Below are 18,586 nucleotides of genomic sequence, written 5' to 3'. Positions count from 1 at the left end.
ACGGTGTCGGCAGGTATCAGGAGTGCAGTTGCGACTGGGGAGGCATATAGAGACAACAATCCATGGCGACTTCCCATGCGTCGTCGGTCTGATGGAGTGCACGATAGACGTGGGTACGTATCTCTCTCACCGCAGAGACCAGCGCGTTGGCCCATTCCGGATGGGTGAATGCCTGGGCGACGAGCGCATTCACTTCGAACTCCAGCCCCTCAGGTAGCGAGGGAATCACCAGGACGGCGGTGAGCTGTCCGGAGGCCGCGAGTTCGGCCGCGAAGCCTCTCGCAGTGGCGGCCCGCAGGCGGTCACTCTCCACGCGTTGGGTGTCCAACAACTGCGGACCAGAAAGCACGCAGACCCGGAGGTTCGGCATCCAAGCAAGCAGGTGCTCCGTGGATAAGAGCTTCTGGCGCTCCAGGGAGCGATGCTCGGAGTGTTCGGACGTGGTGAGTTCCATCCGGGGACCGCTTGCCGTGGGAAGGGCGGAGGCCCGAAGGTACAGCAGGTCCACGGAGGCTGTGGTGGCCTCGGGCGCCAAGTCCTCGCCCCCACCCAGGACGCGAGGTGTTCGCTGCGGCGCGGTGTCCAGCCAGCGCTGCATGAGGCGCCGCTGGGATAGGGCGTGCCCCAACTCGACGCCGACGTGCTGGAGCGGGCGCACCCACAGGGTGGATGCAGGCATCCTAAGAACGCTGACGCGGTGAAGATCCACGGAGAGCTGTTCCAAGGGTTGGGATCGAAGCGCGGTCGCGATCACGGCCTCCCAGCACAGCCCGGAGACCTGGGTCGCCACTGCGATGGTGGCTTCGCCTCCCGTCCATTGCTCGAAGGACGGCAGCGTGCTGAGTAACGGGCGCAGCCTCCACGCCATCGTTTCGTAGGCCCGGTGCTGGTAAAGCACGGTGGGTTCGAGCCTGCCCTCGTTCGCCTTTAGCTCCACATGGACGGGGCCCGCTCCGCCGATAGGTGCATCCTCTGACCTCGGGCCTGAATGGCGGGCGGTGATGAGCAGGGGCAAACGACGCAGTGGTGGTGCTGGTTGGTGCGGAGGCATGGGCGCGAGCGGGTTCATGCTCACGGGAGGGGAAATCGACCTTGCCTTGGCCCTTGAGAGCACTTCCGAGAGCGCTTGAAGCTCCGTGGGCAGCGGTCGCTTGACAAGTGGGTCGCCCAGAATCATGCGCTCGAAAAGAGAGCTGCCGTCGGACAAATCCTGGATGGCCGCCTGCACAGCAGCGGCACGCAGAAGGATCTGTCGCCAATCCGCGTTGGCGTCAGCGAGAGCCAGAAGCTGCTCGAGGAGGGGGGCAGGTACGAGGCCGTCCGAGAGGAATGGTGCGGTACTGCCCAGCCCTGATGTCAACGGCAGCAAATCGAGGCTCGAGTGCAACTCTTTCTGGATCCGATTCAGGTTTGGGTGGGGAAGCCGCAGGAGGGTCATGATTCTTGTTAGGGAGGACAGGAAGAAGCTCTCACGGTCTTCGCTCTGCCAGAACCACTCGACCGCCGTAGCCAGCAATTGGGCTCCGGGGCCCGGCAGTCTCAAGGCCAGCAGTTCGCCTTCATCCATCGCGAGCTGGGCTGCGGCACGGGGCCCCAGCTTGTGAATGAGCTGGGCAGTCCGCCGGGGCGGAACCTGGAGACCCAGAGCTTGCGCTCGAAGAAGCAGGCGGAGTGCTTGAGGCGTAGAGAAGCCCTTTGTCCATCGCCAGGCATCGAACGTCCACTGGGTCGTAACGAGTGGGTCCATGCCAAACTGGCTTTCGATCAGTGCTGCTTCGACGCTATCCAGCAGCAGGGATAGCGCCCCGAAGTCCTTCGCTGAATCTTCTACGGGGGCAGGATGTTCGACGGCCCAGGTCACCGCGAGTCGTGCGCTCGCGGCATCCAGCACGGGAAGGGCACGCCAGCAGGCATGGTGGAACCCGCGTGTCAGCTGAGCTTCGTGCTGGGTCCACTCCCCAAGCATTCCTGTCAGATAGGGCTGCTCCAGTCCTATGTAGGCGAACGCAGAGTCGTACTGCGCGAACCGCGATTCTGACTCTGAGAGTGGGCCGGTCCTCAACAATTTGTCTCGCGACATCCTCCGCCGGAAGTCGCGCATGCGGCGCAAAACTTCAAGACGAACCGTGTCAGCCTCGATGGCTCCAGTGACAGTGTGGGCGACCTGTTGTTCGCGCGCAACGGATTCACGTAGTGCATCTAGCGCCGTGTTCAATAGACCCATCTCCCCTAGGCAGCGGGAGTATGTAATTGAGGAAATCGGAAGCTCCCAATGCGCGTTGCAGGCTGGTGTTCCGAACTGAGAGCGCTGGGCAGTCCAGCCCATGGCTTCGAGTTGGCTGAGTTGTTCGTGAGGGGGATGCAACGCGCTCGTCAGGTGCAGGAATGCACTACAGAGGCGATCGTGGTCCGGAATGCTGGGGTCGAGGCGTCCCCACTGACTGACAATGCCTTCCCCGTCCACTTTCGCCCAGTTTTTCAAGAGCTGAACTGCGGAGGACACGTTCGGATATAGTGAACGGACCATCTCAAGGCGGATGCGGGCCCCTATGTCATCGGGCGCTTTCCAATCCATCCATTGCTGTCTCGTCTGTCCAACGCGAACCTGCGCAATCGCCTTGAGGAAATACTTCGCCGCCTCCTTCGGCTTCTTGCGCAGAAGGACGAATGCACGCGCGACTGTCGCGAGGGCGAAGCCCGCGAGTGCCGATGGGATGTTCGCTGTGGCGGCCCAGTTCGCAGTCCGCGAAAGGAGCGGAACGGATAGGTTTATGCGGGCTTGGTCCCGCTCAACTTGCTCGATGATGGCCTCCAAGGCGCCAACCCATGCGGCCTGAAGTGGTTCGTCCCAGGTTTCCAGTTGCCAATGATCCGCTTGCTCCCATAGACGCTGCACGCGGGCGGGAGGGATAGTCAAACCGCTGGCATTCGACGCGATGAGTTGCCCAAGCAGAGCTCGGATGCGCAAGCTGGTGTCGTCCGTCGAGCGTTCGACTTCCATCCAATCGTCAGGTGACGCTCGGCCCCAGTGGCTCCTGCTCGCGGCGAGAGTTGCTAGCACTTGGGCCCGGAAGGGCCGGACGCTCGCGGGGCTGTCGCTCGCCAGGGGGGCCTCGTCCGCCAGCAGCGCGACACAGACCTCACGGAGGAACAGGAAGCCGCCGGTTCTAATCGCTCGCTGCTCAATACCTCGCCACCATGCTATGGCCCGTTCCGGCGCATCCCGAAGTAACTTGGCACCCAGGATGTAGAGAAAGCCCGCTGTCGTTTCGACGCGCTGTTCGATCGTGAGCCGTTCGATTCTATCTGCCGCGCACCGGGAGGCCTCCCAAAGTACTGCTGGCTTCGTGGTGCGGAAGTGGGCTTCGAGCCTTCGCCGCAGCCTTTCGTCTACCTGAAAATGTGACGTCTCCAGTTGAACCCAATCCTGGCGGATCAGTTCCTGGAATGCGGCCTCGAAGGCTTCAGGCGCACCTGTCCAAGTGTCGCGCAGCAGCGCCTCATCGAAGCGGCCCAAGACTGCGACAATGGGCAGCAACTTCATCAAGTCCGCGTTGTCGAGCCGCCCTACAATGCGCAGTTCGACGTAGCGATCTCGGCCGGACGCCACCAAATCCTCCGGCGTCACGTCGGCGTCTTCGCGTGCCCAGTCCGTGTAGAGAACGACGTCGAAGGGATTGAAGCGCTCCACGCCCGTGGCGCTAAAGGACTCGGCGACCCGGAAGGCTGACGTCCAAGCGTCCTCGCGCGTCCTGGCCAGGAGGGCCGTCCGCAGCTCGGGCGTCAGGGGGCGTTGATGCTCACGTGGCTGAGCGAAGTAACGCTCCACTTCCTGCTGGGTGAACGACTGCATCTCATGCAGCCGAAGAAAGCTGCGCGTGGGAAGCCAGGGAGTGGGATTCGCTAGCCGCCAGTTTCTTCCCTTGGACGCGAGCGCCCGGCGGCCGAAGAACAGGACACGGAGTTGAGGCACCTGCTGGTGAAGCGCCTCAAGCAATTGGAAGGTGGCGGAGACGTTCGCGGGCTCTTCCCCCGAAGAGAGCTTCGCTAGCTCTTCGCATGTGTCGAAGAGCAGGAAGATCGGGCCATCCAACTCATGCAGAATACCCGCGAAGGCACGGAGCATCTCCTGCCAGGGCGGTGTCCGCTGGATGGCCTGCCACGACCGTGCTGAAGCTCCTGCGATTTCCCGCACCATCAGGCGCGTCCGGTCGAACCAGTTCAGGTTCCGGCTGAGCCGGCCGGGGCCTCCCTGCAGAAAGAGTTGCTCCGCGAGCTGTTCGATGAGTAGCCACGGTGCCTGGGTCGGGTATGCGGGGTTAAGGTGATCGAAGTCCACTCGGGCCCAGGTGCCTCCCTCCGTGGAACTGATCTGTGTGCACAGGTGGCGTACCAGCATCGTCTTGCCAACTCCTGCCTTGCCCACGAAGTGAAGTGCCCAGGCGGAGGTGTTCAAGGGGGCGAGCCGTAGCTCCAGGAAGGCGCGAAGCTGCTCCTCGCGTGGGATGTAGTGCTTCAGCCGACGTTCATCCTCCCGGCGGATCTGGAGGAAGTCGATGCGCCGGGACGCAGCCGTGGCGACCGCACCAAGCATGGGTCCGAAGATGGGCTCCATGTACTGGGCTGTGCGCACCCAGCTCATTGCCTCAGCAATCAATGCCTCCTCGGCCTCTGGAGAGGTGGGCGTGAAACCTGCTCCCAGCAAGCCCTCGATCCGCGCCTGGAATTCATCGACTAGGGCCTTCGGTTCTGTTCCGCGCACCGCCAGTTGCGCCCAGCGGCGGGTGGGGGCGGGGACCTGTTGCCGCGCCTCGAGTGCAGAGAGTTTCAACCCGAGCTTGTGGCTCAGATCGCGCAGGGATTGCCCATCTGCGAGAGCCTCCTCCTGCATGCGCCGTAACTCACGCTGGCGGAGGTCGGGAGGCATCCAGTACTCGGGAAAGGGACGCGCATCCAGGTCAAGCCCGGGCACCTCACGGGACTGGCATAGTCCCTTCTCACGTAGCCGCTCCAGGATAGGGGCTGTCGGGTCCGTTCCTTGGGGGAATTCACAGGCATGCGCCAGCGCTTGAGTCCACACTGGAACGAGCAGCATCCACCGGACGGCGGCTCCAAAGTCGCGTAGGGTTTCGTCACGCTCCTTGCGGGTCACCAAGATGTTCTGTTCGACGAGTTGGTCTATGCGCGCCAGTTCCTTGCTCAGGTCGGTGCTCATGACGCTCCGCTCCGGCTCGGGAGCGGGCCCTGGAACAATGCGCTCATGGTTGCCTCGTCATCCGCCTGGATCAGCATCTCCAAATCGCTGAGCGCCTTGAGCACGGCATCCAGGCGCTCATTGTCGTGGAGCTGTGAAGGCAGGCCCTTTACCGCATCCTTGACGAGTCTTTCGAAGAGTCTGCTCGCCTTGGTATCCAAGGGGTTCGGTACCTGTGGGGGATGCCGCAAAAGGATGTATTGGTTGTAGATTAGAGGCTCCAGATCCTCCGGGAACCGGCCGATGTCGTGGCTCTCCACTGATGTACGTTCCAGAAGCGACTTGATGTCCATGTCGTCCTGGACCCTGCCCGGATAGCGACGACAGCTCAGCACCACGGGAGTCGTCATGGCGTCGGCGCGCAGCCGACGCTCCAGCATGCCTACCACCGTTTTCAGCGCAGGCGCCCAGTGGTGGATGCCATCCAGCATCAGCAGCGCCCCCTTGCAGTTCGCCTCCTTCGCCAGGGCCGCCAAGTCCATTGCCAGCGCGAGCCGCAGAACCATCGGGTCCGTCAGGCCTCCCAGGTCAAATGCCTCGGCCACGTCCGGGTGGAGCGCTGCCTTGGGCAACTCCTTCTGTCGTAGGAGTGCACGCAGTTGCGAGTCCTGTGCGGTCGGTAGGCTCCAATCGATTCGGATGTCCCGCAGTCGCCTGTACAGCTCACGGACAAGGTCCTCGGTGCTTGGATTCCCGCTCACCTCCGGGAGGCCAACGAGGACGGGCACGTAGCCCGCGTAAAGCGCGTGTACTGCCAATTCGCGCATCAGGTGTGTAGCCCCGTACTTCACCGGCACCGGTTCCATAGGCGGTCCGACAATGGCAAAGTGTGTCTCCGCACAGCGGCCTGAGTCCAACCAGCGCCCGAAGTCGCGGAATGCGTCCAGTCGGTCGCAGAACGGTTGTTTTAAACGTAGATTGTTCGCAATCTGTTGCCGGACGGAAGACTGCTGCACATCCACCAGTTCCAAGCGGGGATCGGTGTCTCCACGGACGACAAGCTGGGAATAGGCCCAGTCGCTGGTGGAGTGACGCCCGTCTAGCAACTGGAGCCCTGCGCGGCGGCCTGTGGCGGTTGCGCGTCCCAGGTCCACGGGTACGTTCGCGGGGCTCTCCAGCAGCGACTCATAGAGGCGGCGAGTGAAGAGGCGCGAGGCGTGATCGGCTACCTGTCCTGCCATGCCCACTACCATCGAGATGCCCAGCCGGGCCAACTCCACTGCGAAGGACTCTTGAGGCACGCTACCTGCCGCTGTTTCCTGCGGAGTGGGCATCCGGCCACTCGCAGAATCACAAGCATTGACCACTACCACGGAGGGCAGAGGCACTCCTGTGCTCAGGAGATACGCATAGAGATCCTGTGCACTCCAGCGCTTAAGCCCTTCACGCTCTTCGGTGGGGGAGGCCGTCCGACCCGGCTTGAGATGAATACAGCCCCATTCGCCATGACAGATGAAGTGGAGGACTGTGGGCTTGTAGTGCTTCACGGCCTCGTGCAGGTCCTCCCCATTGGCCGCGATGAGGACACGGTGGTCCAAGCCGCGTTGCCGGGTGCGCAGATGTCGCAGCAGGCCCAGGTACTCAGCGCCAGCGCGGATCTTCGTGTCCGCTAGGTCTGTGCCCACCACAAATAGCACTCGTAGGTCGATGGGAGTTCGTGGCGGCGTGGGGCCCGTAGCAGGAACCCGCCGGACCATAGCCACCTCTGGTGCGTGCTGCTCCGCGAGGAAGCCCATCGCGTCCCGCATCAGCTCCCAGTGCAGTCGGCCTAGCTCCCACTCGCCGACGTCCCATTCGAGCACCAGCTCCAGGAAGTCTCCCGGAGGGCAGCGCCCCTGGAGCTGCTTCCAGAAGCTCCCGCCCAGGAGCGTTTCCAACAGGTATCGGCCGAAACCGCTCAGCTGCCCCTGGGTCGGTGTTCCCGCCTGGATGCTGGCGAAGGCGCCGCGCAGCCCCTTTTCGGGGGTGGTTCCCTGCCAGAGCGCCTGCACCTCCGGAAGGCCATCCAATGCCGCCTCCGCGGTGGGGAAGGGGAATCCCTTGTCCAGGCGCCGCAGGGAGTGGAGCAGCGTGCCGTCCACCTCCACGCGCCAGTAGGCCATGGGCGACGGGACGTCTTCCCTGATCACCGAGATGAGCGTTCTCACGCGGCCCCCGTGGCGGCTTCGAGGTGTTCCGCGTCCAGATCCAGGAGGAGTTCGGAGAGCCGGTCACCGTCCACGCGCGTGGAGTCCGATATCCGAGGAGCGCTGCGCCGACCCGGCAGCCGCTTCTCGCCCAACAGCTGTGGCACTGCCACCGCCAGGGCTTCGAGTGCCTCCGCGTCCTCTTCCGCGTCGACGCGGTCCCACGCGGCGAGTGCAGCGCTAATCATCCGCCGGGGACCGGTGAGATCGAACGGCGAGGGCACCGTGGGCCACTCCAACGCGAACGTTCCCACGTCGAAGCCCAGCAGATCCTTCAAGGACACATCGTGACCGGGCAGGTCCGCGAGCGACGCCTCAACTACCGCATCGACGAGCCGGTAGTCCTCCTCCGATGGGGCGCCCTCCGCGACCAGTCGGTGGGGTTCCCAGCCGTCCAGGGCTGCGCGTGCACCGGATAGGCCTAGCGCCTCCGCGACCCGAACGAGCAGGTGCAGCCGGACGGCTGCGGGGGGATAGCGCTCGCGCTCCGCCCGCATCCGTGCGTCGGAGTGCTGTTCGAACTCTGCCATGGCCCGCACGGCGGCGGTGCCGAAGGAGAGCACCGAGTACACGTCCGCGAAGACCTCTTCCGACCATCTGCCCCAGCGTTGGGCGGCGACGCTGGCGTCCTCCAGGGTAAAGGCGTTCGAGGCTGCATGGACCGCCTGCTCTAGCAGTGCGCGGAAGCCCGCTACGAGCCCCAGCTGAAATTGGAGCTGGTGGCCCACTTCGTGACCAATGAAGACAAGCCACCACGGCGAGGCTACGCAGGAGATGGGCAGGTGGAGAAGTGCCATGGGTAGCTGCTCTAGGTAATCGGCTAGCAGCGGCCCGCCATCCCGGCGGAGCTCGCGGCCCACCAGGGCCCTAGGTGTGGCAGCAGCGGAGTACTCCAGATCGATGAAGGGCAGGGGCGTGGGACCGCCCGTTACGCTCAACCCCAAGGCCGGAGCCCGCTCGAACACGGGACGCCAAGCGCTCCAGACCACCTCGTCAGCCGCCAGTAGCAGTGGTGCGAGCCTTGGGTCGTCGCGCTGGTCGAGCCGATCGCGGAAGTATTTCCAGAGCCGGCGCAGCCACAGGATGCGCTGACCATGCCGTCGGCACTCCTCAGCGAACTCGCCCCGGGGCTGATCTAGCCGCAATCCGCCCAGGTGCTTCTCCAGCCCTTGGGCCGCCCCGGTTACGCAGTCTTCCAATGCCGCGTACTGGCTGGCGTGCTGTCCGCACACGTCCTTCGCGCGCCGCTGCTCGAGCCACGCCGCGAACTCAGTGCGCAGTGCCCGCAGCTCACGGCGTAGCCGTTCAAGCTTCCGGCGGTTTCGATCCTCCACATCACTCATTGTGCCCGCCATCCTAGACCGGCTGCGCACTGGGTGCCCCGCTTAGCTCGGCAATACGGCTGAAACTCAGTGACGGTAGATCTCGGCACGACTGGGATCCGCAAGGTTGCATACGCGGACCAGACGCAGGCATGGTTCTTCCGCGTCTACGGCAACTGGAATGCAGCCACTGGGTACCAGATCTACACAGTGGCCACTCTGGTGGGCGTCGCGGGTGGACCGAGTATCCGATGCTCGAAGAGCATCGACTACAGCGGAGCCCGCAGTCGTGACGTTCCCCCTCTCTAGCGACTAACCCGGGGCTCGTTTGACGCGATCGTCGAGGCTTGATCTTCTCTGGGGATGAGCGAAGGACATCCCACCCAGGAGAAGCTGCGACGGGCCATCGTGCGTGCCTTCCATGACTAGGGCCTATCGTACGCGCAGGTTGCCTACTTGCTGGGCATTGGCGAGGCGACAGTCAGCTGCGTCCTCCGGATCTACCGAGAGACAGGAGACGTGGCGCCTCGGCCCAAAGGTGGAGGCAGGCTCTTGCCCATCCGGGGCAAGGTGGCCAGCGAGCTCAAGCGTCTGGTGGCTCAGCCATGGCACGCGAGTACGGCTGGGCACCGGTGGGCCAACGCGCCCAAGGCGTGTGCCCTGGAGGCCGCTGGACGAACCTGACGCTCGTGGGGGCCATCCGAGTGGGCTGCCGGCCCAAGTTGATGACTCACCGAGGAGCCATCAATCGCCGCACCTTCATGCGCTTCGTCCGCCAGAAGCTTTGCCCCTGGCTCCATCCAGGCGACGTCGTGCTGATGGACAACCTGGGTGCCCACAAAGTGGCCGGTGTGCGCCAGGCAGTCGAAGCCGTGGGGGCCTGCGTCGTACACCTGCCCACCTACAGCCCGGACTTCAATCCCATCGAGCTGTGGTGGGCAGACCTGAAGCGGCAGATTCGTCAACTTGCGCCTTGGTCCATTGAGGACCTGGCACGAACGGTGAGGCAGTTACGCGCAGCCACCCCGCTCGCAAAGCTCGCGGCTTGGTTCCGCCACTGCCTCTGCTTGCTTCAACTCAACCGTTCCCGGCGTCAAGTCGTCTGCCTGACACCTCCTCGCCCCCCAGGGCTACGGTGTGGTGGCAATCCCTTACGTCCCGTTCGAGCCTCGCTGGACTTGTGGCGTGCGAACGCAAGCCATTGTGGAGTGTCTGACTTTGACCTGCTGCGTCTGGCATTGCGGGGCGTGTCTGTGTTCACGTTCGATCCGCGTCCGGCGCCCATGGCACCCCTCGCCATGATCCGTCCGGACGCGAGGGAGAACACTCATGACGAAGAAGGCCTCGGTCCAGGATGTCGTGCAGGGCTGGCTGTCCGGTGATGAGGAGTCCCATGGCATGACGAACCCGGCGGGCCCGGTGTTCGTGGGAGGTATGCGCACGGAGCAGGCGCTCACGGAGTCCAACCTCGTGGAGAACACGGGCTGCAGCAGCTGCAGCGCCTCCACCACCGGCTTCTGCTGTTGATCCATCGCGGACCCCCGTCCGCATGAATCGCCCCTCCGGCGCCGTGCGAGTGCCGGAGGGTCTTCCGCCTTTCCCACCCCCAGGGAGCCCCCTTCATGGTCCACGAGGAAGCGTCGATGGCTGCCGAGGTCCCTCCCGAGGGATGGCTCGCGCGCCCCGTGAACGTCCTGCTAGCGCCGCATCTGGACTCGCTCGCGGAGCGGCTGTCCCGGATGGAAGGGCTCTCCCCGGCGGAGCGCGGCGTGGTGGAGGCCGCGGCCCGGGAGACGCTGGGGTTCAGCGCCCAGCTCAAGCTCAACCGCGTGCTCCTCCTGGAGCTGCACGCCGCGTCGATGGAGGGACGGCTCGACGCCGCGGACTCGCCGGGACGGTGGGCGCGGTTCCTGGAGCAGGCCTGCTCCTCCGACTTCCACACGCACCTGCGCGGACGCTATCCGCCGCTCCTGGAGCGGCTGGCGACGCTGGGCCGGCTCCAGACCCAGGCGGTGCTGCGCCTGGCGGAGCGGTTCGTCGCGGACCGGGAGTCGCTGACGGACCTGCCCGGCCGCCCTCGCGGCGCGCTGAAGCGCCTGCGGTTGGGGGAGGGGGATGCCCACCGGGGTGGCCAGACGGTGGCGCTGCTGGACCTGGAAGAGGGCACGGTGCTCTACAAGCCCCGGTGCATGCGCGTGGATCGCGCGCTGGAGGGCCTGCTCGCGCGCGTGCTGGCGCCGGACGCCGAGTCCACGCGGATCCGCGTGCCGTCCGTGCTGGTGCGCGCCGGCTATGGCTGGGCGGAGTTCGTGGAGCACCGCTTCTGCGCGAACGAGGCCGAGCTCGCGCGCTTCTACCGGAACCTGGGCCACTGGCTCGCGGTGATGCGCCTGATGGGCGGCACGGACCTGCACTCGGAGAACCTCATCGCGCACGGGCCGGTGCCCGTGGTGGTGGACGTGGAGAGCCTCTTCGCTCCCGATCCGCCCGTCCCTCCGGCGGAGCGCGGACTCGCGGTGGACCTGGCCGCGAAGGCCATCCGTGGCACCGTCCTGCGCACGGGCCTGCTCCCCGTGCGAAGCGAAGGCCCGGGCCTGGGCGGCCTGGACATCTCCGCGGCGGGTTCGCTTCCGGGACAGCAGCCGCGCGTCCCGGCGCCCCTCATCGTCGAGGGCGGCACGGACCGCGCCCGCCTGGGCATGACGATGCTGGAGCGCCCGCACGCGAAGAACCACCCCAGCCCGGACCCCGTGCTCGCGCGGCACTGGGACCAGGTCGTGGAGGGCTTCCACGAGCTGACCGCGCGCATGAAGGCGCTGGACGGGTACGGAGGGCTGCGCCCGCTGCTGGAGCCCTTCACGGGCGCGGTGGTCCGGCGCATCCTGCGGCCCACGCAGACGTACGCGGAGCTGCTGCGCATGCTCTGGCACCCGGCCTCGCTGTACGACGCGCCCAAGGCCCACGCCCGGGCGCGGGAGGTGCTGCGAAAGAACGCCGGCGTTTCCCCCGGCGCGCCCTCCGCGACGTCCGTCATCGACGAGGAGCTTTCGGACCTGTGCGTGGGCGACATCCCCGTGTTCACCCAGCCCGTGACCCGGAGGATGCTGGACGGCACGCTGGAGGCATGGCGTTCGGTGGATGAGTCCCTGGAGGAGATGACCATCCAGAGCACGCTGATCAGCGCCTACCTCAACGAGAAGACCGTGCCGCCACGCGTCCCCGCGCCGGCCACGCCCGCGCGCCGCGAACGCCTGGACACGCGGCGCCGGGCCCAGCTCTCCAAGCTGCTCCGCCGCGTACGCGACGCGGCCGTGCGTGGGCCTGACGGGACGGTGACGTGGATCAGCCCGGTGCTCGCCGAGTTCGGCTGGGCGGTGCGGCCACTCTCCGCCGAGCACTACAGCGGACAGGGCGGCGTCGCGGTGGTGCTGGCCCAGTACCTGCGCGAGGTCCACCACGGCCGCGCGGACGCGGTGGAGGGGCTGCCCGAGCTGCTCGACGGCACGCTCGCGGTGCTGCGCGCCACGGAGGACCGCGTGCCGGTGAAGTCACCGGGTGGCTTCGCCGGGCTCGCGTCGCAGGTGTGGATCTGGTCCACGCTGCACGACCTGGGCACCGTCCCTGGCGCGTTGGACCGGGCCCGCGAGCGCGCGGCGGCGCTGACGCCCCAGGTGCTGGATGCCGACGGGCTGCTGGAGGTGCTGGGCGGCGTGGCGGGCGTCATCGTCCCGCTGCTCAACCTGGTGGACCAGACGGGCGAATCGAAGTGGCTGGACATCGCCGCGCACGCGGGGCGGCGGCTGGAGGACACGGCGCGGAGCGTGGCGGGGGACGCGCGGTGGTCCACGTCGATGTTCCCGGAGCCCATCGGTGGCTTCGCGCACGGCACGGCGGGCATCGGCTGGGCGCTGGCGCGGCTGGGCCTGAGCGCGGCGGGGACGGCGGCGGACCGGCGGCGGTGGCGCAGCCTGGCCGAGCGCGCCTTCGACTTCGTGGACGGGCTCTACCGGCCGGACCTGGGCAACTGGACGGACCTGCGCCGCCCGGACGACACGGATCAGCTGACGAGCTGGTGCCACGGGAGCACGGGCATTGGCCTGGCGGCGGCGGACGTCTTCGTGCGCACCGGGATGCCGCGCTACGGGGACCTGTTCCAGCGGGCCCGGGCCGCGGCCGTGCGCGAGGGCTTCGGCTGGACCCACACCCTGTGCCACGGCGACCTGGGTTTGTGGGAGCTCCTGGAGACGGCGCGGCGGCTGTCCTCGGAGCCGCTTTCACCGGACCGGGAGACGCTGGACGCGGAGCTCATCTCCGGCCTGGAGGCGCGGGGCCCGGTGGCGGGCCTGGCCCGAGACGCCTTCTCGCCCGGCTTGATGGCGGGGCTGGGCGGCGTCATCCACACGCTGCTGCGCATGCACCCGGAGAGCCGGCTCGCGTCGCCGCTGCTGCTGGGGCGCGCGGGGGACATGGACCCGGACGCGTTCTGAAGCGCGCGTCACCGGCCCGTCCGTGACGAAAAGGCCGGTGACGCGGTTGCGACATCAGTCGCGGGTGTCGCGGCGCACGGTGACCTTGCGGCCGCGCAGCGTGGAGCCCTTCAGCGCGGAGATGATGCGCGCGGCATCCGGCTCCGGCACCTCCACGATGGAGTACATGTCCGCGATGTGGATCGCGCCGATGCGCGAGGAGTCGAGCCCCGCCTCGCCCGCGATGGCGCCCACCAGGTCCGCCGGCCGCATGCCCGCGGTGCGGCCCGCGCCGATGAACAGGCGCGTGACGTTCCACTCCGGCGCGCGCTGGGGACGCGCGGGGGCGCGCTCGGGCCGCTCGCCGCGCTCGGGCCGTTCGCCGCGCTCCGGGCGCTCGCCCCGGTCGGTGGCGCGGGGGGCTCGCGACGGGCGCTCGGCACGGTCGCCGAACCGGCTTGGAGGCCCGGAGCGCTCCGTGCGCGAGAACTTCCGCTCCGCGGGCGCCGACACCTGGGGAATCTCCTGCTCGTTGGACTCCTTGCCCTCGTCCTCCTTCTCCTGGAGGAGCTTGATGGCGGCGGCGGCCACGTCCATCACGCTGAACTCACCGGACAGGTCCTCCGCGATGCCGCGGAACCCATCCAGCTCCCCGGCCACCAGCGTCTCGCGCAGCGACGAGCGGATCATCTCCAGGCGGCGCGCGCGCAGGTCCGACACGGTGGGGACCGCGGTGACCTCGATGCGCTGGCCGGTGAGCCGCTCGATGTTGCGCAAGAGCCGGTGCTCGCGGGGCTCCAGCAGGGTGATGGCCACGCCCTCGCGGCCGGCGCGGCCCGTGCGGCCGATGCGGTGCACGTAGGCCTCCGGCGCGTTGGGCACGTCGAAGTTCACCACGTGCGTCAGCCGGGGGATGTCCAGACCGCGCGCCGCGACATCCGTGGCGATGAGCAGGTCCGCCGCCTGCGACTTGAACTGCTTGATGACGCGGTCGCGCTGCTCCTGGCTCATGCCGCCGTGCAGTGCGTGCGCGCGCCAGCCCCGGCCGTTGAGGGACGTGGTGAGCTCATCCACCTCCGTGCGGGTGCGGCAGAACACGATGGCGGCCGTGGGGGACTCCAGGTCCAGCACGCGCCCCAGCGTGGCGATCTTGAACGCGCGCGGGACGATGTAGGCCGTCTGCCGGACGCGCGGCATCTCTCCCGCCTCCAGCTTCTCCTTCGCGATGCGCACGCGCACCGGCTCGTGCAGGTGGCGCTCCGCGATGCTGGCGATGCGCGGGGGCAGGGTGGCGGAGAACAGCGCCGTCTGCCGCTGCTCGGGCGTCTCGGAGAGGATGGCCTCCAGGTCGTCCGCGAAGCCCATGTCGAGCATCTCGTCCGCCTCGTCCAGGACCACGGTCTGCACCTGGTCCAGCTTCAGCGTCTTGCGGCGCAGGTGATCCAGCGCGCGGCCCGGCGTGGCGACGATGACGTCCACGCCGCGCTTGAGCACGCGCAGCTGCCGGCCGATCTCCTGGCCGCCGTAGAGCGGGAGCACGCTGACACCCAGCTTCTGGCCGTAGCGGTGGATGGCCTCGGACACCTGCATGGCCAGCTCGCGCGTGGGCACGAGCACCAGCGCGGAGGTGCTGTGCGGCGCGGCGGCGCCGGGCTTCAGGTGCTGGAGGAGCGGAAGCGAGAACGCGGCCGTCTTGCCGGTGCCCGTGGCGGCGATGCCCAGCAGGTCCTTCTGGGCCAGCAGCGGCGGGAGCGCGGCGGCCTGGATGGGGGTGGGCTCTTCGTAGCCGAGCGACGTCAGCGCCTCGACGAGGTCGGGCTTGAGCCCAAGGGCGTCGAACGAGGGGGTTTCGGGGGCAGCGGGAGGCGGGGGAGCTTTCACACGGCGGCTTGTACCACTTCCGCGCCCGGACGGAGGACTTGGGACGCCGGGGGCGTCCAGGCCTGTACGAAGGACCGGGCCTTCCGGGCTTTCACGTCCCGCCGCGAAGGTGCGGAGTCAGCAATCGGGCGACAGCCCCTGCCCCCGAGGACAGGTCCGAGGATGACAGGACCAGCCGCCGCCTCTGGCCGCCGTCCAGCGCCGTGCCCTCCAGGAGGGACGTGAGGCCCCGGGGGCCGCGGTCCAGGTCGAGCACCAGCTCCAGCGCGTCCTCCTGGGGGAACGGCAGGAGGGCGAGCGAGCGAGGCGGGCCGTTCCACTCCGGGCCGGCGTGGAACTCCAGCTCCTGCACGAAGGGCTCGTCGCGGCCCAGGGGAGACCCGGCCTCGCAGTAGGAGTTGCGCCACTGGAAGCCCAGCTTCTGCACGGCTTCGATGATGGTCTGGAGGGACGGGGGGGGCAGGACGTGGATGCGGTCGCTGTCCTCGGGGTTGAGGGCGTTGTCGATGTCGAGCGCCGTCTTGATCCACACGGGCGTGCCGCGTTCGGTGATGGGCGTGTGGGCGGGGATGCGCAGGGAGAAGGGGATCTCGCGCTCCTCGCGGGGCTGGAGGGTGAAGGGGTTGGCGACGCGCCAGGTGCGCACGACGGCGTTGAGCGCGCTACGGCGGTCGTTGTCGCGCTGGAGGTACTGCGCCATCAGGTGCAGGTCGATGCGGTCGATGCGCTGGGGCGTGTGGCCGCCCTGGACATGGACGAGTCCGCGCAGGTCGCCGCCCGCGCGCACGGTGTCGTGTTCCAGGCGGGTGTCCACGCGCGCGCTGCCAATGCCAAGGCGGGCGAGCATCTTCATGAAGGGCATGGGGGACGGCATAGGCCGGATGGACGCGGCGCGAAAGCCTGTGTGTCTGGCCGCCTGCTCATCATGCGGCCCCCGCACCGGAGGGACGGGCGCGGCTTGCGGGGTGGCCCGGCGCGTCACCAGCGTAAAGCCTCACCACGGGAGAGGTGCATCATGGCGCAGGGGACATCCAGGCGGGTGCGGTACGCGGTGGTGGGAGCGGGCAACCTCGCGCAGGTGGCCATCCTCCCGGCGTTCCAGCACGCGGAGGAGAACTCCGAGCTGGTGGCCATCATCTCCTCCGACAAGGCGAAGCGGGTCGCGCTCCAGGAGAAGTACGGCGTGGAGCACATGGGGGGCTACGAGAACTTCGAACAGGTGTTGCGCGACTCGAAGGCGGACGCGGTCTACATCGTGTTGCCCAACACGATGCACCGGACCTTCACGGAGCGAGCGGCCCGCGCCGGAGTGCACGTCCTCTGCGAGAAGCCGATGGCGACCTCGGTGGAGGACTGCGAGGCGATGATCCGCGCCACGAACGAGAACGACGTGAAGCTGATGGTCGCGTACCGGCTGCACTTCGAGGAGGCGAACCTCCGCGCCATCGAGCTGGTGCGTTCAGGGCGGCTGGGGGACCCGCTGGTGTTCACGGGGACGCTGACACAGCAGGTGCGAGAAGGGGACATCCGCACGCGAGTGGACGTGGGAGGCGGGGCGCTGCTGGACGAGGGGCCATACCCCATCAACGCCGCGCGCTACTTGTTCCGCGACGAGCCGCGCGAGGTGTTCGCGTTCACGGCGGGAGGCAGGGATGGGCGCTTCCACGGCGTGGACGCCTCCGCGTTCGCGCTGATGCGGTTCCCGAACGGAAGGGTGGCGCAGTTCGCAATCAGCCACGAGGCCTCGGCGGTGTCGACCTACCGGCTGGTGGGGACGGAAGGGGACCTGCTGGTGAAGCACGGCTTCGGCTACGGCACGGACATCCAGCACGAGCTCACGGTGGGAGGGGAGACGGAGACGCGGACGTTCAAGAACAGCGACCAGTTCGCGCCGGAGCTCGTCTACTTCTCGAGCTGCATCCTGGAGGACCGGGATCCGGAGCCCAACGGAATCGAAGGCCTGGCGGACGTGCGCATCATCGTCGCGCTGCAGGAGTCCGCGCGCACGGGGAAGCCGGTGAAGCTGGCCCCGTTCGAAAAGCCGAAGCGGCCAACGTTGGACCAGCTCATCGTCAGGCCGCCGGTGGAGCCGCCCGAGCCAGTGAACGCACCGGCTCCGGCGGAGGGGTAGGCTGGCGCTACCTGGGACAGAGATAGTTTCCGCAGATTCCCGCTCCGCCCCCGCAGTCCGCGTTCGTCGTGCACCGCGCACAGCTGATGGAGCAGATCTTCACGGCGGGGGCGGCACTGGTTTCGCCCCTCTCCGCCGAGGAGAGGGGGACCATCGCGAGGGCTGTACCCGCCGCGAGGCCAATGAGCAAGGCGATGCCAGGGATTGTCCGCTTCAGGCGCGACGGATTCATGATTCCTCGCATGTCTGATTTGTGCTGCGAGGGCCATCCTGGGTGTCGTGGATAGGCATTGGCAAGACGCTGCATGTCATTGACGAATTCCCAACACGTTTAGGGCCCGCATCCGCAGACCGCGCGGGAATCCGTCAGGGTTTGATGCTGTCGTCCGGGACGCCTTCGAGCGCGGCGAGGAGCTTCTTTGTCAGCCGGTCGAAGTCATCCAGGTCGCGCGCGTCCAGCTCCGCGAACAGGCGCCGGATGATGCGCTTGCGTGCGTCCTCCACCCGCCTGCGGGCGCGCTGACCTTCCTCCGTCAGCTCCAGCACGTACTGGCGGCGATCCTCTTCGCTGCGCTCCCGGCGGATCCAACCACGTTCAATCAGCGGTTCCAGCGCCCGTCCGGTGAGGGTCGGGTCCGTTCCCGTGGCGCGAGCCAGCTCCGCCTGGGAGCTGCGGCCGTGGCGGCCGATGTGGCGCAGGAACTTCGCCTGGGCGCTACCGATGTCGAACGACCCGTACTCGCGCGCGGCGACCAGCCTCAGGCGCTGGGACAGGGCGCTGAAGCGCTCGAAGAACTCTTCCTCCGGTTCGCGGCGGGGCACGTCGCAGGCGTAGCTGAAAGGTGGGACGCAAGGCAACCCGTGGGCGCCTTGACCCTGATTCATGGACCCGTCTATGAATTGATGGACGGGTCTATCAATCTGGGAGGCACGAATGGATGACCTTCAGGCGTTCGCGCAGCAGGTGTTCGCGTCGCAGCCCTTCAGCCAGTTCATCGGCGCGCAGCTCGCCAGCTCCGGGCCCGGGACCGCGGAGCTGCGGCTGCCCATCGTGGACCACCTGAAGCAGCAGCACGGCTTCGTCCACGGGGGCGTGCTCAGCTACCTGGCGGACAACGCCATCACGTTCGCCGGGGGACTGGCGCTGGGCGGCAACGCGCTGACCTCCGAGTACAAGATCAACTACCTGAAGCCCGCCGTGGGCTCGCTGCTCATCGCGCGGGCCCAGGCGAAGGCCGCCGGCAAGCGGCAGGCCGTGTGTCAGTGTGAAGTCTTCGCCGTGAAGGATGGCGCGGAGACGCTGTGTGCCCTGGCGCAAGGGACCGTCGTCTCCGCGGCCTGAAGGC

General features: G+C 67.4%; 11 protein-coding genes. 5 read left to right on the top strand and 6 right to left on the bottom strand.

The genetic code is table 11. The features are described 5' to 3' along the window. Positions 1–16: 16 nt before the first annotated feature. Genes ACX114_RS20645 through ACX114_RS20635 form a run of 3 tightly spaced genes read right to left on the bottom strand, consistent with a single transcriptional unit; the run spans position 17 to position 8,783 of the window. The gene (locus ACX114_RS20645; RefSeq protein WP_459287014.1) at positions 17–5,215 is read right to left on the bottom strand and encodes an ATP-binding protein; all 5,199 of its coding nucleotides are present in this window, start codon (positions 5,213–5,215) and stop codon (positions 17–19) included. Further along, on the bottom strand, positions 5,212–7,356 hold the full coding sequence (locus ACX114_RS20640; RefSeq protein WP_459287012.1) for a CHAT domain-containing protein: 2,145 nt from the start codon (positions 7,354–7,356) through the stop codon (positions 5,212–5,214). The genes ACX114_RS20645 and ACX114_RS20640 overlap by 4 nt, the downstream gene beginning before the upstream one ends. 41 nt (positions 7,357–7,397) lie before the next feature. Next, on the bottom strand, positions 7,398–8,783 hold the full coding sequence (locus tag ACX114_RS20635) for a hypothetical protein (protein ID WP_459287010.1): 1,386 nt from the start codon (positions 8,781–8,783) through the stop codon (positions 7,398–7,400). A 584-nt stretch (positions 8,784–9,367) separates the two neighbouring features. Between ACX114_RS20635 and ACX114_RS20630 the strand changes: the two genes are divergently transcribed. From ACX114_RS20630 to ACX114_RS20620, 3 genes are all read left to right on the top strand, one after another. After that, positions 9,368–10,144, top strand: a complete 777-nt coding sequence (locus tag ACX114_RS20630; RefSeq protein WP_459287008.1) for an IS630 family transposase — start codon at positions 9,368–9,370, stop codon at positions 10,142–10,144. Then, positions 10,092–10,289 (top strand): DUF6229 family protein, encoded by a 198-nt coding sequence (locus ACX114_RS20625; RefSeq protein WP_459287006.1) that lies wholly within the window; start codon positions 10,092–10,094, stop codon positions 10,287–10,289. The genes ACX114_RS20630 and ACX114_RS20625 overlap by 53 nt, the downstream gene beginning before the upstream one ends. 116 nt (positions 10,290–10,405) lie before the next feature. After that, positions 10,406–13,249: a type 2 lanthipeptide synthetase LanM family protein gene (locus ACX114_RS20620; RefSeq protein ID WP_459287005.1), complete on the top strand. Its 2,844-nt coding sequence runs from the start codon at positions 10,406–10,408 to the stop codon at positions 13,247–13,249. Between the two features lie 54 nt (positions 13,250–13,303). On the opposite strand, the gene ACX114_RS20615 is transcribed toward ACX114_RS20620, so the two are convergent. Both ACX114_RS20615 and ACX114_RS20610 read right to left on the bottom strand, forming a co-directional pair. Then, complete coding sequence (locus ACX114_RS20615) at positions 13,304–15,109, bottom strand: DEAD/DEAH box helicase (RefSeq protein WP_459287003.1); 1,806 nt, start codon at positions 15,107–15,109, stop codon at positions 13,304–13,306. A gap of 91 nt (positions 15,110–15,200) precedes the next feature. Beyond that, positions 15,201–15,971, bottom strand: a complete 771-nt coding sequence (locus tag ACX114_RS20610) for a sporulation protein (protein WP_459287001.1) — start codon at positions 15,969–15,971, stop codon at positions 15,201–15,203. Positions 15,972–16,124: 153 nt separating this feature from the next. On the opposite strand from ACX114_RS20610, the gene ACX114_RS20605 reads away from it, so the two are divergent. Then, on the top strand, positions 16,125–17,240 hold the full coding sequence (locus ACX114_RS20605) for a Gfo/Idh/MocA family protein (RefSeq protein WP_459286999.1): 1,116 nt from the start codon (positions 16,125–16,127) through the stop codon (positions 17,238–17,240). Between the two features lie 366 nt (positions 17,241–17,606). Here the strand turns inward: ACX114_RS20605 and ACX114_RS20600 are convergent, their stop codons facing one another. Further along, on the bottom strand, positions 17,607–18,062 hold the full coding sequence (locus ACX114_RS20600; protein WP_459286997.1) for a MarR family winged helix-turn-helix transcriptional regulator: 456 nt from the start codon (positions 18,060–18,062) through the stop codon (positions 17,607–17,609). Positions 18,063–18,174: 112 nt separating this feature from the next. Here ACX114_RS20600 and ACX114_RS20595 point away from each other — a divergent pair, with 112 nt between their 5' ends. Next, complete coding sequence (locus ACX114_RS20595; RefSeq protein WP_459286995.1) at positions 18,175–18,582, top strand: PaaI family thioesterase; 408 nt, start codon at positions 18,175–18,177, stop codon at positions 18,580–18,582. Positions 18,583–18,586: the final 4 nt, after the last annotated feature.

The organism is Corallococcus sp. M7 (genome assembly GCF_054512695.1).
Note: the sequence above shows the minus strand (reverse complement) of the source record. Positions and strands in the feature narration are given on the sequence as shown.

Bases quoted from the DNA above. Each gene is read 5' to 3' on its own strand.
- ACX114_RS20645 (WP_459287014.1), bottom strand. From the start codon at position 5,215: ATGAGCACCGACCTGAGCAAGGAACTGGCGCGCATAGACCAACTCGTC.
- ACX114_RS20640 (WP_459287012.1), bottom strand. From the start codon at position 7,356: ATGGCCTACTGGCGCGTGGAGGTGGACGGCACGCTGCTCCACTCCCTG.
- ACX114_RS20635 (WP_459287010.1), bottom strand. From the start codon at position 8,783: ATGAGTGATGTGGAGGATCGAAACCGCCGGAAGCTTGAACGGCTACGC.
- ACX114_RS20630 (WP_459287008.1), top strand. From the start codon at position 9,368: ATGGCACGCGAGTACGGCTGGGCACCGGTGGGCCAACGCGCCCAAGGC.
- ACX114_RS20625 (WP_459287006.1), top strand. From the start codon at position 10,092: ATGACGAAGAAGGCCTCGGTCCAGGATGTCGTGCAGGGCTGGCTGTCC.
- ACX114_RS20620 (WP_459287005.1), top strand. From the start codon at position 10,406: ATGGCTGCCGAGGTCCCTCCCGAGGGATGGCTCGCGCGCCCCGTGAAC.
- ACX114_RS20610 (WP_459287001.1), bottom strand. From the start codon at position 15,971: ATGCCCTTCATGAAGATGCTCGCCCGCCTTGGCATTGGCAGCGCGCGC.
- ACX114_RS20605 (WP_459286999.1), top strand. From the start codon at position 16,125: ATGGCGCAGGGGACATCCAGGCGGGTGCGGTACGCGGTGGTGGGAGCG.
- ACX114_RS20595 (WP_459286995.1), top strand. From the start codon at position 18,175: ATGGATGACCTTCAGGCGTTCGCGCAGCAGGTGTTCGCGTCGCAGCCC.